The 13,795-nt window shown below is 70.8% G+C and carries 8 protein-coding genes and 2 pseudogenes; 7 read left to right on the forward strand and 3 right to left on the reverse strand.

Annotation, left to right across the window (positions count from 1 at the left end):
- The 6 genes from E1285_RS45695 to E1285_RS21390 all read left to right on the forward strand — a co-directional run.
- The coding region (locus E1285_RS45695) for a hypothetical protein (protein WP_207946709.1) at positions 1–336 on the forward strand (336 nt) is incomplete at its 5' end.
- A 120-nt stretch (positions 337–456) separates the two neighbouring features.
- Positions 457–2,049 carry a DUF2397 family protein gene (locus E1285_RS21370; protein WP_207946710.1) on the forward strand — a complete coding sequence of 531 codons (1,593 nt, stop codon included), beginning with the start codon at positions 457–459 and terminating at the stop codon, positions 2,047–2,049.
- Positions 2,046–3,335: a DUF2398 family protein gene (locus E1285_RS21375; RefSeq protein WP_132154756.1), complete on the forward strand. Its 1,290-nt coding sequence runs from the start codon at positions 2,046–2,048 to the stop codon at positions 3,333–3,335. Before E1285_RS21370 ends, E1285_RS21375 begins: the two co-directional genes overlap by 4 nt.
- 10 nt (positions 3,336–3,345) lie before the next feature.
- Positions 3,346–8,325, forward strand: coding sequence for an SbcC/MukB-like Walker B domain-containing protein (locus E1285_RS21380; RefSeq protein WP_132154758.1), 4,980 nt, complete (start codon positions 3,346–3,348; stop codon positions 8,323–8,325).
- Complete coding sequence (locus tag E1285_RS21385) at positions 8,322–9,575, forward strand: TIGR02679 domain-containing protein (protein ID WP_207946711.1); 1,254 nt, start codon at positions 8,322–8,324, stop codon at positions 9,573–9,575. The genes E1285_RS21380 and E1285_RS21385 overlap by 4 nt, the downstream gene beginning before the upstream one ends.
- A 176-nt stretch (positions 9,576–9,751) precedes the next feature.
- Positions 9,752–10,537, forward strand: coding sequence for a transposase family protein (locus E1285_RS21390; RefSeq protein ID WP_132154760.1), 786 nt, complete (start codon positions 9,752–9,754; stop codon positions 10,535–10,537).
- A 321-nt stretch (positions 10,538–10,858) separates the two neighbouring features.
- Here E1285_RS21390 and E1285_RS45700 read toward each other — a convergent pair whose 3' ends face one another.
- The 3 genes and pseudogenes from E1285_RS45700 to E1285_RS21405 form a co-directional block, all read right to left on the reverse strand.
- Complete coding sequence (locus E1285_RS45700) at positions 10,859–11,002, reverse strand: hypothetical protein (RefSeq protein ID WP_207946712.1); 144 nt, start codon at positions 11,000–11,002, stop codon at positions 10,859–10,861.
- A 286-nt stretch (positions 11,003–11,288) separates the two neighbouring features.
- Positions 11,289–11,426: pseudogene (locus E1285_RS47480) on the reverse strand (transposase); the annotation flags it as partial.
- A gap of 31 nt (positions 11,427–11,457) precedes the next feature.
- Positions 11,458–11,640: pseudogene (locus E1285_RS21405) on the reverse strand (ATP-binding cassette domain-containing protein); the annotation flags it as partial.
- Between the two features lie 308 nt (positions 11,641–11,948).
- On the opposite strand from E1285_RS21405, the gene E1285_RS21410 reads away from it, so the two are divergent.
- Entirely contained in the window at positions 11,949–13,136 is a 1,188-nt protein-coding gene (locus E1285_RS21410) for an IS110 family transposase (protein WP_132154764.1), read from the forward strand.
- Positions 13,137–13,795 lie beyond the last annotated feature (659 nt).

Genomic DNA, 13,795 nt, shown 5'->3' on the forward strand with positions numbered 1-13,795 from the left:
CTCTCCATCCGGTTCCCCGCCGCTCACCTCCCCTGCGCACGCGTCCCCTCTGCTCACATCCCCGCCACCCTCGTCCCCTCCGCCGGGGCCGACGCCCCCTACGACAGGGCCGGGTCACGGCGCTTGGCCACCCGGCGCTGGATGCTGCTAGGGGCCGGGGTCACCGCCATCGCGGCCACGATGGCCCTCACCGTCGTCCTGTGGGACGGCGACAAGGCGGACGGCGCCGGTGCGGGTCCCACCTCCGCGGGCACGCCCGCCCGGGGCGACGTCCCCGCGGACGTGGTCGGCACCCAGAATCGAAAATACATTCGCAGCAAAAAAGACAAACCATGACTGCCGAATGGCAGATTGCGGCCATCTCCGAAGGAATGTGACTCCCCAGGGGACTATTCTTGATACTCCTGACAGCCTCAGCCAGAGCGGGCGCCAGTCACCAACGCTTGGGAGGCCGCCTTGGAACAACCACGGCTGTGGTGGCAGGCGGTACAGCACTCCGATTGGGCGGTGTTCTCCCTCTCCGACGATCTGGCACGCGATCGGTGGACCGCGCTCCTAGCGGCATTGGAACGGTTGTCGACCTGCGGCCCCATGGCCGATCTCGATGAGATCACGGCCGAGATGCGCGAGATCGGGTTCCACGCTCCATTGTCGGAGCAGGATCTGCGCAGCGCCCTGGAACGCCTGGCAGGCGACGGGCTCGCCGAACCCTTCCGCGACTACGCCGTCCCCGTCCGCAACTACCAAGGGCTGATCGTCAGGCAGGAGGCATGGGCGCTGACCCGCCGGGGCCGGACGGTCGTGGCGGCCGTACGGGACGCGGTCCTGGACGTCGGCCGCGCCTTGCAGTTGCCCAGCCGCCTGCTCGACAGCATCGCCACCACGATCCGAGAGATCATCAGGCATTTCGCGGAAGGCGACGACACCGCCCATGTCAAGGAGGGCAGGGGCAGGGGCCTGCTGCCGATGGACCTCGACGACGTCCGGACCCGCATCGGCGAACTCCAGCGTGTGACCGCCGACTTCTACGCCGCGCTCGGCCAGCTGGTCCAGGCGGACGTCACCAACGACATGCTGTTCGGAGCGAACAGGGATCGTGTCATCGAGGCGCTGCGGCAATTCCCCCGCGAGTACGAGAGAGCGTTCGTCTCGGTCGAGAAGGCACTGGCCGATCTGGAGCGGGTCGGCCACCGCCAGGTCGCCGAGGCCGCGGTCGCCCACGCCGGGCTCATCGACGCCCGCGACCAACACCACTGGGTCGAGGAGCGGGTACGGCTGCTGTCGGCTCTGGGATCTTGGTTCGCCCCGGAGGGCACGGTCCAGCGGCTCATCTCCTCCGCGTCCGGCGCCGTCTACACGCTCCTCATCGCCATCGACCGCCGCTACTCGGCGCGCCGCCGCGGCTCCGACCTCGGGGCCGACTTCCACGCCCTGGCCCAGAGCCTGCACCGGCAGCGGTCCGACGAGGACGCGCGGTGCATCCATGCCGCCGCCTTCGGCGACTGGTCCGCATGGCATGCGGTCACCCCCCGGGCCGAGGAGGATGTGGCCCACGGCACCGAGGCGGCAGGCCGCCCCGATCGCCACCGTGTGGAGGTGACGCTCCGCGAGCACGAGCGGCAAGGCCGGACCAGCGGCCGTCCCCGTGCGGTTCCTGACACCGCCGCCGACCGGAAGGCCGCGCTGGCCGAGGCCATGGCGGAGGCGGAGCGGAACCGCCGCCTGGCCAAGTTGCTGGTCACCTCCGGCGAAGTGGAACTCTCCTACTTCGCGGGGCTGGGCGCGGAGGCCGTCGAGACCCTGCTGCGCGCCGTGGAGACCGCGCTCATGCGCCTCGACCCCGTGACGGGAACCGGGGCGGGGCACGTGGACGGGGCGGACGTCCTGGTCGAGATCCGCTGCATCGACCATGGCCCCACAGCCCGAGCGGACTTCGCCGAAGGGGCTCTGTCCTTCTGGGGACGCGACCTGCGCCTGCGCGTCACCTCGCTTGAGCCGGGTGCGTCCCCTCCCATCGAGAACATGCCGTCCCGGCAGGGCATCGCATGACCGGGCGGCGCCTCGACCCCGACCTCAGCCCGGCCGCGCGCATCCTGAACGCCACAGGGCGCCTCCGGGCCGAATTCCACCCGGAGGAATACCGCACAGCGCTCAAAGGGCGCGAACGGCTCACCGCCTTCTTCCACGACGAGCTCGGCTGGACGCTAGAGGTGTCGGAGACCGCCTCCCTCATCCGGCTGCACAAGCGCCGGGCGGACGTGCCGTCCGATCGAGGGCCTCGGCTCCAGCGTGCGCGCGGGGACGGCCCCCTCGCGTCCAAGAAGGTCCTGATCTGCTGTGCGCTGATCTGCGAGCAGCTGTGGCGCAGGTCGCGGATGAGCCTCCAGGAGCTCCTCCAGGCCATCGCCCAGACGTGCGCCACTGAGGAGGACGAAAGGACCCTCCCCCCGTTTCCGGTGGTTCTCGCCGAGGACGTGTCCAAGCAGCAGGCGCGGAGCAATCGGCTCTGCCTCGTGGACGCGCTGAAGCTGCTGGTCGCCGAAGGTACGGCCACCGTCGACGACGACCTCGACCGCGTGGTGGACGACGAGGAGGCCAACCTGGTGGTCACGGCCTCCCGGGAGCGTCTGGCCACCAAGTTCTCCTCCCTGTCCCCCCTGCTGCTCGGCCTCGCGTCACTCCCGCCGGAGCAGCACGCCGCGGCGCTGTCGCGGGCGACCCTGAGCGATTCGGCCGAGTCCGACGTGCCGTCGCTGGATGAACGGCGGGTGAGGCTGATGCGCCGGATCGCCGACGACCCCGCGACCGATCCGGTGGACGACCCCACCGAGGGCTCCCCCTACCTCCACACCCCCGCGGGGCGCGAGCGCGCGCTGGACCTCATCACCTCGTTCGGCTACATCGCCACGGTCCGCCGGGACTGGTGGGAAGTGACAGATCGCGACGGAACCGGAACAGGCATCGAGTTCCCCCACGGACGCCGCACCGAACGGCAGGCCTCCCTCGCCCTGCTGGCGGCGATCGTTCGCCGCACCGACCCCGCGGCTCCGCTGTCCACAGCTGAGGCGGTGGAGGTGCTGGAACTGGCGCGCCGGGATCGGCCCCGCTGGGCCGCCGCCTACGCTGGAAGGCTGCCGGTGCTCGCCCGTGTCGCCGCCGCCGAGCTGACCAACGTCGGGCTGCTGCGTCCCGATCCGCACCGCGGCGGCACCTGGCTTTCCACACCCGGCGCCCGCCTGTGGCATGTCAAGGTCCACTCCCCGCCGGTTCCCGCCGCCGCCCGCACGGACGCCGGATCAGCGGTTCAGCCTTCCCTTCTCACCGACGAGGACTGAGGAGTCAGCCGTGTCCCCTGACGCAAACCCGCTCCACCCGGTGACCGAGACGACGGTGCCGGGCGTTCCGGGTGCCGAGGGCCGCTGGCAGCCGACCCGGGCCGGCGCGATCAACTCGTGGGCCTGGTCGGACGAGGTCCTCTTCTTCGCCGGCGGCTGGCTCGCCCTCGCCGGGCCCAACGGCTCGGGCAAGTCGCTCACCGCCTCCATGCTGATCACCGTGCTGCTCGACGCCGAGATCTCGCAGAAGGCGCTGTCGGTGTCCGGAAAGGCCAGCGGGACCCTGGCCAGCAGGCACACCGACCGCAACGAGCAGGAGGACCGGACCGGTCTGTGGTGGCTGGAGTACGGGTACCGCGACGAGCGCACCGGGCAGACCCGGTACATGACCACCGGGATGTGGTTGCGCTCGACCGGCGGGAAACTCCAGCGCGCCTTCTTCATCGTGCCAGCGCGCGTGGGCCACGAGCTGGCCCTGCGGCGCGAACGCGCCACGGTGAAGATCGACGATCTCGGCGGGCAGCTCGCCGCACTCGGCGGCCGGCTGTTCCTGTCCTCGGCCGTCCCCCGCTCGGCACTCGCCGGCGTGCCGCTGAGCCTCGGGGACGAGCACGAGTTCCGCGACGCCGTCCGGAACCACCTGTTCGCCCCGTTGAACGAGATCCAGTTCGAGGCCCTCGTGGGTGTGCTGCGCAGCCTGCGCAGCGTGCGGACGGCTGAGGCGATCTCACCCAAGGAAATGCGCCAAGTCCTCACCGACGCGCTGCCAGCGCTCGAACCCGATCGGCTCAAGGTCGTCGCCGATGCGATGGCGCGGATCTCCGAGCTGGAGAAGCAGCTCGACCAGTCCCGCAAGGAGGCGCGGCTGCTGGCCCAGACGGACAAGCACTACCGCAGCTACCGCAGCGCCGTCGCCCAGCTCCAGGCCGCCGAACTGGCCGCCGCCAACAACGCCTACGACGAACAGACCCGCCAGGCGCGCCAGGCGTCCCATGATCTGGAGAGGGCCCAGGCGACGGCTGAGGGCATCCAGCGGCGGCTCGCGCGGAAGTACGAGGGCGTCTCTCGGCTGGAAGGCGAGCTGTCCGCCGCCGAGGGGATGCTCAGGGACCACGCGGGGGCCGAGCTGCCCCTTCGCGAGGAACGCGCCGCCGAGCTGGACGACACCGCCGCCGACGCCGAGGCGCAGGCCGAGCAGGCCGCCACCGATGCCGGTACGGCGATGGACGGCTCCGCGGAATCGGCTTCCAGAGCACACCAGGCGCAGAGTCATCTGCTCGATTTCGCCGAGCGGCTACGGCAGGACGGCGAACATCTCGGTGCCGCGTCCGCGACCGACCGCATAATCTCGGTCTACCGCGGGCTCTGTGCCGCCGAGCCGCACACCGAGCCGCCAGCTGTCGATCTGGACGAACTGTGCGCGACACCGCTCGCCTGGACCGAAGCGCGCACGGGCAAAGTCGCCCGGGTCCGGACCGCGCTGCGCCTGCACTTCGAGGCCCAGACGGCGGAACGGACCCTCGCCCAGGGCAGGCAGGAGGCCGAGATCGGGGAGTCCGTCACGCGCGAAGCCCTGGAAGGCGCCACCCGCGATCGGCAGGAGGCCGAGACCGTGTTCCTCGACGGGCTCGGCACCTGGTCCGGCCGGCTGCGCCACCTCCGGCCGCCGCCACCCGACCTGTGCGCACCGGATCAGGCCGCGGAGAACGACCGCCTGCCCGCGGACCGGATCCGGCGATGGCTGTCCGAGGAGGTGGCGGCCGCCGGCCTGCGCATCGACCTGACCGGGCATCGGGAACGTGCGGCGACCGCCGAGGCCCTCGTGAACGCCGCCGAAGGGCTCGCCGCCGACGCCCACGCCGCCCACCGCCGGGCACTCGACGTGGTACGGGAGGAAGAAGGCGGCCTGCTGGACGTCCAGGCCGAGAACGCCGCCGCGGAACAGGCCGATGAGACCGAGCTCGAGCAGGGGCGTGCCGACCACCACCGCGAGATCACCGACGCGGGGGAGGCGGAACGGGACGCTTGGCGGCGCCGCTCCGACGCCGCGGCCGCCGCGCTCCAGGCCGCCCGCGACTGGCTGGCCGGCGCTCACCGCTGGCGAACGGCGTTGGCCTACCTCGATCCCGGCGCCATCCCGCTCCCCGAGCCGTCGGCTCCGCTCTCCGACGAGGCGCTGCGCGGGGTCGAGCCCGCGTCCGTCCGCCTGGCCGCCCACAAGGCCCACGCGGCGGCCGCCGCGGAACTGCACCATCAGGTCGCCGAGGCCCGCGAGGTCATCAAAACGATCGAAGCAGGCATCGAGGAACTGCGCGCCGACGTCGTGCGAGCGCGCCGGACCGCCCTCGTCCCGCCCGCACCGCAATGGCGGTCGCGCTCGGCCGACGACGGCGTCCCCCTGTGGGCCGTCGTCGACTTCGCCGGCCACCTTCCCGCCGAGGAGGCCGACCGGCTCGAAGGAGCCCTGCTGGCGTCGGGTCTCCTCGACGCGCTGATCAGGCCGGACGGCCGCCCGGTCGCCGGTGATCTCGTCCTCACCCCCACCGCGTCCGCCCCGCACCGGACACTGGCCGACTTCCTCCAGCCCGACGCGCAGGACGGCGGCTCCGCCGAGGCGATCCACCGGCTGCTGCGCTCGATCCCGGTCGACTCCCCCGCGCCCGGTGCCCTGCGCAACGGCGTGCTCACCGCTGCCTGTCCCCAGGGCTACCAGGCGGCCTACATCGGCCGTACTGCCCGGGAACGCGCCCGGCGACAGCGCCTCGCGGATCTGGAGCAGCGCCTCGCCGAGCGCGAGCAGGAACTGCGACTGGCCGGCCAGGAACTCAGCCGACGCGAAGGCCACGTCCTCGCTGCGGCCGCCGAACGGGATGCCCTGCCCACCGCCGACGCGCTCTCCTCGGCCCGCCACGACCTCGCCAGCCTGACCCGCGAGCATTCCATCACCGAGCGGCAGGCGGCGCAGCGCACCGCTCAGGCGGACCTCGCGCTCCAGCAGGTCATGACGACCCTCCGGCAACGCTCCGACGCACGTTCCGCCCGGCTCGATCGAGCCCGGCAGAGCCTGGAGCACGCCGAGCGGACAGCACGATCCGCCGGCTCCGCCGCGGCCAAGGCGGAGGAGAACGCCGCGGAACTGCGGCGATCCGCCCAAGGATGCGAGACCGCCCGCCTGGAAGCCGCCCGCGCCCAGGAGGAGGCTGACGGAGAACAGAACGGGTTCCCCCACTCCGCGGTGAACGCCGTCCGCACCGCGCACAGCGCCGAAGATCGCGCGCAGGAGGCGCTCATCCGCGCCGAGACCGCCGCCATCGACGCCGCCGAGAAGCATGACGAGGCCACCAGGACGGTCCGCTCCGCGCTGGGCGCCCTCAACAAGGCGGCCGCCCTCCCGGACGGCTCCCTGCTTCCCACGTCCCAAGACGCCCTGGACAACCACGCCGGAGCGGTCGGCGCGCTCGAACTGCTGGTCCGGGATGGCCGCATGGCAGCTCTCCGCTGCACCGAACTGATGCGGGCCGCACGCCGCGATCACCAGACCGCCGCCACGGCCCGGGCCACTGCCGCCAGGATGTCCGACCGGGCCGGTGAGGCACGCGCCAAAGCGAGGAAGGCCGTCGCTGCGGTCGAGACGATGCGCAGGCTCTACGGCGCCGAATACGACGACCTTCTCACCACCAAGAACCGGCTCTCCGAACAGCTTGGCCGGGTCAAGTCGGAGATCGAGACACTCCGCACCGAGAAGGAGGAAGCCGACAAGGAGCAGACCAGGGCAGAGGTCACCCTGGAGAACGTCGCTCCGCAACGCCGGGCCGCTGAGCAGCAACGCGACCGCTCCGTGCGCGCCCTCGGCCGCCTGATCGACGAGGGTCTGGCCACGCTGCCGGACGGCATCACCGCCGACCCGTCCGGCCGGCCGGCCCACTTGACCGCCGCCCTGGAGTGGTCGCGGCTGCTGCTGGCCGACCGCCACGCGCACGCGGACCGGCACGCCCAGCTCGTCCGGTTCCGTGACCGGGCACTGAAAACGGTCGAGAACAGCGCCCGCGACACCAGTGGCGAACTGGCCCGCTTCAACCGCCAGGTCATGCTCGTCTCGATCGAGGGGACCGAGTGGCGCCGCGCCGTCGTCGCCGAGCCCGACACCGTGCGCGGCGACGACCTGAGCGATGCCCTGGCATCCCTGGAGGCCAGCATCGCCCTGCTCGAAGAGGACCTGCGCGACGACTTCAAGCAGGCGATGCGCACCGGCATGTTCACCCGGCTCCGCAAGGACATCCAGATCCGCCGGGAGGCGGCCCGCGAGCTGGTCCGGCAGATCCGCGAGACGCTGGACGGCGTCCGCACGGGCGTGGCGAACGTCGGCCTCCAGGTCGACTGGGACGTGCGCAAGGAGGACGAGGACGCGGTCCGCATGATCAAACTCATCGAGGAGGCCCCGACCGACCGGTCCTTCGAGGAGATGTACACCGTCCTGCGCCAGCGGATGGACGCGAAGGCCGACGAGCCTTGGCCCGACCGGGTCGCCCACACCTTCGACTACCGCTCCTGGCACGAGTGGGACATCTTCGTGACCCACTCCTCCTTCGGCGACGGATCGTCGAACGAGGCGTTCCGCAAGGTCGGCACGCGCTCCAACCCGCTGGAGACGCTGTCCACCGGTGAGCGCAGGCTCGCCACGATGCTGCCGCTGCTGGCCGCCGCCTGGTCCATGTACTCGGGCGACTACCGCGGGCCGCGCCTGCTGTCGATCGACGAGATCGACGCCGCATTCGACGAGCCCAACCTACGCCAGGTGCTGGCGCTGCTGCGCTCCTGGGACTTCGACGTGCTGGCCACCACCCCGTCCATCACCCCCATGATCAAACGGGAGGCGGGCCGGGCCATGGTCCACCAGGTCGTCGCCTCCGGCCGCAACCGCATCACCATCCCCTGGCTGTGGGAGGGCCGCGGCGAACCCCGGCCGGTCACTCTGGACGGGATGGCGTGAGCGGGATCCTCGCCGAGTTCGCCCGGGACCCGGACTTCGTCCCCTTCTGGAAGGCCCTGCACGACCGGCTCTGCGCGGGACGGTCCGCCGACCAGATCGTCACCCTGAAAGTGACGGACCTTCCGCTGGGAGCCCTGGCCGAGCTGCGTACATACCTGGACACCTGCACCCGGCGCCGCCGCGGTCGCTCCGCCGTCACTGTCGAGGGCGCCACGACCGACGTGCCGCTGCGCGAACTCCTCCAGGTCGCCGATGCGTCCGCCAACGAGGTCGCTCTCTTGGCCGAGCAGGTCACGGGCAGGCCCGTGGTGAATCGGGCCGCCGATCGGCGGGAGGCGGCCGGGCAGCGCCGCGAACTCTGGGAGCACGCCGACTCGGCGTTCCCCCGCCTCCCCCGGCTGGTCCGCCGCTTGAAAACCAGCGGCATCGGCGCTGACATCCCCAAGGCCCGCCGCCTCATCACCGCCCTGGCCCACGTCACCGAACGCGTGCCCTATACCCCTCCGGTCAGCCTGCCGAAGCTCGCCCACGACTGCGCGGGCGACCCGCACTACTTCGACCTGGGCGGATTCAACGGCAGCTGCCTGGTCTACGCGGTCATGGAGGTCACCGGCCACCCCGAGCCCACCCTTCCCCACCACACCCGTGCGCTGCTGGCCGAAGCGGGGATCTTCGCCGACCGGCTCACGTCGACCATCCTGCTGCACCGCATCCGTACCACCGCGGACGGTGTCATCGACCGCAGACTCCGCGAGTCCGACGTCCCGGTCGCCCTGACCCTGCTGGACCTGACCCGCGATCCCCCCACCCTGGCCCCGCAGACCGTGACGGTCGTCGAGAACCCGTCCGTGCTGGAGGCGGCCATGGCCTGCGGCTCCGACGTCCCGCTGGCCTGCACCAGCGGCCACCTGCGCGCCGTCGACCACGTATTCCTGCAACTGGCCCGCGACCAAGGCGTCCGGCTCCGCTACGCCGGAGACCTCGACCATGACGGCTTCCAGATCGCCGCCACGGTAGCCGAGCAGTACGGGGCAGAACTGCTGGCCATGGACGCCGAGACCGTCACCGAAGCGGGCCCCTCCTCTTCCTCGGTCCCCCTCCGCGACCGCTTCGCCGCCTCCCTCCGGTCCGACCTCGGCCTCACCCACCACGCCGTGTTCCAAGAGCACGACGCCGTGACCCGCCGCATCCTGAGCCCCGACCCCCACGACGACACCTCGCTGCGCACCACCCTCCGAGCCCGACCCTGAGCCATTCTCGGTAACGATCAGTCGCGCGATGTGACTGCCGAGCGTGCCGTCGACCTGGTGGCCCTGGCCCCAAGAAGACGTGAAGCCCCTGCTAGAAGTGATCTTGTCGAGAGATCAACTTCATAGAGCAGAGGCTTCACGTGCCCTCAAGTGTCACATACACCGCCGAGCTGGACATGCGTCGGGAGACGGTGCTGTTTCTGTCGAGCCTGCTGCACGCCGAGCGGCGGCGGCGCGGCACCCGGCGAGGTCGCCGCAGACTGGGTTGTTTCGTCCAGGCGGTGCTGGTGCTGCGCTGGTTCCTGGACGGCACCCGCGTCAAACAGCTCGCCGCCGACCACGGCATCAGCGGCAAGACCGTGTACCGCTACCTGCACGAGGGCATCGACGTGCTCGCCGCTCAAGCCCCTGGCCTGGCCGAGGCACTCGAAGCGGCCAAGGCCGCCGGGCTGTCGCATGTGAACCTGGACGGAGTGCTGATCCCCACCGACCGCGTCAGCACGCCCGGGCCCAACGGCGCGGATCTGTGGTGGTCGGGCAAGCACAAGCACCACGGCGGCAACATCCAGGTCGTCTCCGCGCCTGACGGGTGGCCGCTGTGGACCTCCGATGTGCGGCCCGGCCGCCAGCACGACATGACCTGCGCCCGCGAACACGGCATCATCGACGCCCTCGCCGCCGCCCGCGACCAGCTGACCGGCCTGGCCGACCTCGGTTACGAAGGCGCCGCATACGTCCTGTGCGTCCCGGTCAAGAAGCTCAAAGGCCGCCGGCTCACCACCGACCAGCAGACCTACAACAAGCTGCTCCGCGGTGTGCGTGGCATCGGCGAACGCGCCAACGCCCTGCTCATCACACGATTCAAAGCCCTGCGCCACGTCAGCCTCGATCCCTACCGGATCGGCGCAATCACCCAGACCGCCCTCGTCTTGCTCCACCACGAGAACGACCGGACCACCTGACGATCACCCAGCGTCCACAAGCGTTACCGAGAATGGCTCACTGTGGCGGAGTGCAAGAGACCCGGTGAACTGACCGGCACGAGGCGGAAAGAGGAGGTCCGCAAGAAATGCCGCGCAGCCGCGTGGCTCTGCGCCGATCGCCTGCTGTTCGCCACTACGGCTGAAGAGTGGACACCGAGCACCAGAGATCTCGTCAGAAACGTGGTATCCACCTTCGGCGAGTGGAGCCCCCTCGGCCCACCCCAAGTCGATTTTGTCGCGGGCCTAGGCGGAGACGATAAGAGTGCCTGAGAGCCTTGGTGGAATGAAGAACACTCGAAGTCAGGCTCGGGCGCCAGAAATCGCGAGCGACGACAGCCAGAGCGTCTCTTGGACGACTTTCATGTCGTAGCCGACGGCGAGGAGGAAGGTCGCGGCGCCGTGGCGGAGGTCGTGGAGCCGGATCGGCGGCAGTCCGGCCTCCATCGAGAGCTGCTCGAACTGGGGGCGACAATGACTGAAGTGGCGAAAAGAGATGAGATGCGTGGCCACTCGTGGCCGAATCCGGTCAGCAAGGGAAAAGGGCGAGCCATGCTGGCGACATGATGGCCGCAAACTGGATCCGGTCGGACCTCGGAAGCCCGTAAGGACGCGATCGAGGCTGCCGGATCCGCCATGTGAAGTGGGTGCTGGCTTCACGTGCGCGCCAGGCTGTATGGCCTGACCTTTCGATGCGACCACCCCACCCCGAAACCAGCATCGGATCATTAGCGGCGCGTTCGATCATCCGCCAGGCCAATTCCGGCTTGGTCGCAAACCGCGTGTGCCCGGGGACTCCCGCCTGGACGAGCCGGTGGGGGTCGGCGAACCAAGACTCGGGCAGATACAGCTCCCGGTCGATGAGAACCCGCTGCGTCAAGCAGGCGCTGTAGCTTGCCGGCCACCGTGACCGTGCCCTGGTCCAGGCGGGCGAGTCCGCCCGCGACCGCGAGCAAGCTCGACTTGCCGGCGCCGGACGGGCCGACGATGGCGGCCAGTTCCCCGGGGCGCACCGTGAGGTCGACGTCGTCGAGGGCCTGCACGGTCTCGGTGCCGTCACCGTGCTTGAGGCAGACGCCCCCCATGATCAGGCCTGGGCGATTGGGCGCGGGTGTGTCACCTTCCCGCGGCCCGGCGGTCGGCGTGGTCTGGCCGGTCATCGGTTTCCCTACCTTTCAGTCTCGTGGGTGGCCCGGACCGTCGTAGGGTTCTGGCGCCCAGGGGTGCCGGGTGTGGCTTTCAACGGTTTGCCGATGGTGTGGCTCTGGAGGACTGGCCGCCCGGCACCCCCTGACGGCACGGCTGCTGATTGGGAGCTGCGAGCTGATCGCCGTGTAGGGACATGCCAGCGTGGCCGTCTGCGGGACATGTGGCGTCGTCGAGTGGGAGTGTGATGGGCCGGATCTGGGCTGGTGTCGATGCTGGGAAGACCCACCACCACTGCGTGGTCATCGACGAAGACGGCAAGCGGCTGCTGTCGCGGCGCGTGCCCAACGACGAACCCGAGCTGCTGGAGCTGATGAGCGACGTCTTGGACCTGGGCGGGGCGACGTGGGCGGTGGACCTGGCCGACGGCGCAGCGGCCCTGCTGATCGGGATCCTGGCCTCCCATGACCAGCCGCTGCTCTACATCTCCGGACGCAAGGTCAACCGGGCCTCCGACGGCTACCGGGGCGAAGGCAAGACCGACGCCCGCGACGCCGCCGTCATCGCCGACCAGGCCCGCATCCGCCGCGACCTGCTCCCGCTGCGCCCCAGCGATGAGATCAGCGTGGAGCTGAAGCTGCTCACCGCCCGCCGCGCCGACCTGGTCCACGACCGCACCCGGGCCATCAACCGGCTGCGTGCAGCGCTGACCGGCATCTTCCCGGCCCTGGAGCGGGCATTGGACCTCACCAACGACGGGCCGCTGATCCTGCTGAGCGGCTACCAGACCCCGGCCGGGCTGCGCCACCTGGGACGCGCCCGGCTGGAGGTGTGGCTGAAGACCCGCAAGGTCCGCGGCGCGGCCCAGCTCGCCCAGGCCGCCGTCGACGCGGCCGCCCGCCAACACACCACACTGCCCGGCGAGGCCATGGCCGCCGAGCTGATCGAGACGATGGCCCGTGAGGTGATGACCCTCAACGAGCGGATCAAAGACGCCGACAAGCTCATCGAGGGCCGGTTTCACCGGCACGAGAAAGCCGAGGTGATCACCAGCCTGCCCGGCATCGGCGTCATCCTCGGCGCCGAGTTCCTGGCCGCCACCGGCGGCGACATGGACGCCTTCGGCACGCCCGACCGGCTTGCCGGCTTCGCCGGCCTGGCGCCCGCGGCCCGCGACTCCGGCCGCATCCACGGCAACCTGCACCGGCCCCAGCGCTACCACCGCGGACTCCAGCGGGTCTTCTACACCTCCGCGCTGATCAGCATCCAGAAACACCCCGAATCGCGCGTCTTCTACGACCGCAAGCGACGCGAAGGCAAAAGACACACCCAAGCCGTCCTCGCCCTGGCCAGACGCCGCGTCAACGTCCTGTGGGCCCTCCTGCGCGACAACCGAACCTTCCAGGCCACTCCCCCCGTCCTCAAAGCGGCCTGAACCCACATCGCCAGTTGACAACGTCATTGGGAGTCCTCCAAGGGCGGTGGCCGGGTCGATGGACGCGATCCAGGCGACGGCGGTACCCGCGCCGACGAGCCCGAGAAGGACGAGTCCCGCGGCGGCGGCCGTGACGCTCGGGGCGCTGAGGGCGAACGGAACTCCGCCGCCGGTGGTGAGCGAGCCGAGGCCGGCGCCGATTCCGGCGCCGATCGCGACGGCGGCGACGAGGAGGAGGAACGCCTGGGTGAGTGCGTCGCGCAGCAGCCAGGCTCTCAACGCACCCATGGCGCGCAGCACGGCGACCTCGTGCTTGCGCTGGATCGCCCAGACGGCGAAGAATGCTCCGACGACCAGGGCGGAGATGGCGTACAGGAACCCCTGGATGAGTTGGAGCGTGGACGTCCCGGCCGTGTAGCCGGGCGAGGCTCCGTAGGACTCCTCCAGGGTGAGGCTCTCGATGCCTGCGGCGGCGTCCGCCGCGGCGAGGTCAACCGCGGCGCCAGGCTCCGCGCGCACCGCCACGGCGGTGATCTCTTGGGTGGCGTGCGCGGGCGCCGGGTCGCCCGGCCTCGCGCCGGCCTTGATCAGCTGCCAGGTCCGCAGGGGCACGTAGGCCACCGTCGACATGCCCGAAGGTGTTCTGCCCAACCTCCCCA

The sequence above is a fragment of the Actinomadura sp. 7K507 genome, from assembly GCF_004348425.1.
Classification (GTDB): Bacteria; Actinomycetota; Actinomycetes; order Streptosporangiales; family Streptosporangiaceae; genus Spirillospora.

Bases quoted from the DNA above. Each gene is read 5' to 3' on its own strand.
- E1285_RS45700 (WP_207946712.1), bottom strand. From the start codon at position 11,002: ATGGAGGCCGGACTGCCGCCGATCCGGCTCCACGACCTCCGCCACGGC.
- E1285_RS21410 (WP_132154764.1), top strand. From the start codon at position 11,949: ATGGGCCGGATCTGGGCTGGTGTCGATGCTGGGAAGACCCACCACCAC.
- E1285_RS21375 (WP_132154756.1), top strand. From the start codon at position 2,046: ATGACCGGGCGGCGCCTCGACCCCGACCTCAGCCCGGCCGCGCGCATC.
- E1285_RS21390 (WP_132154760.1), top strand. From the start codon at position 9,752: ATGCGTCGGGAGACGGTGCTGTTTCTGTCGAGCCTGCTGCACGCCGAG.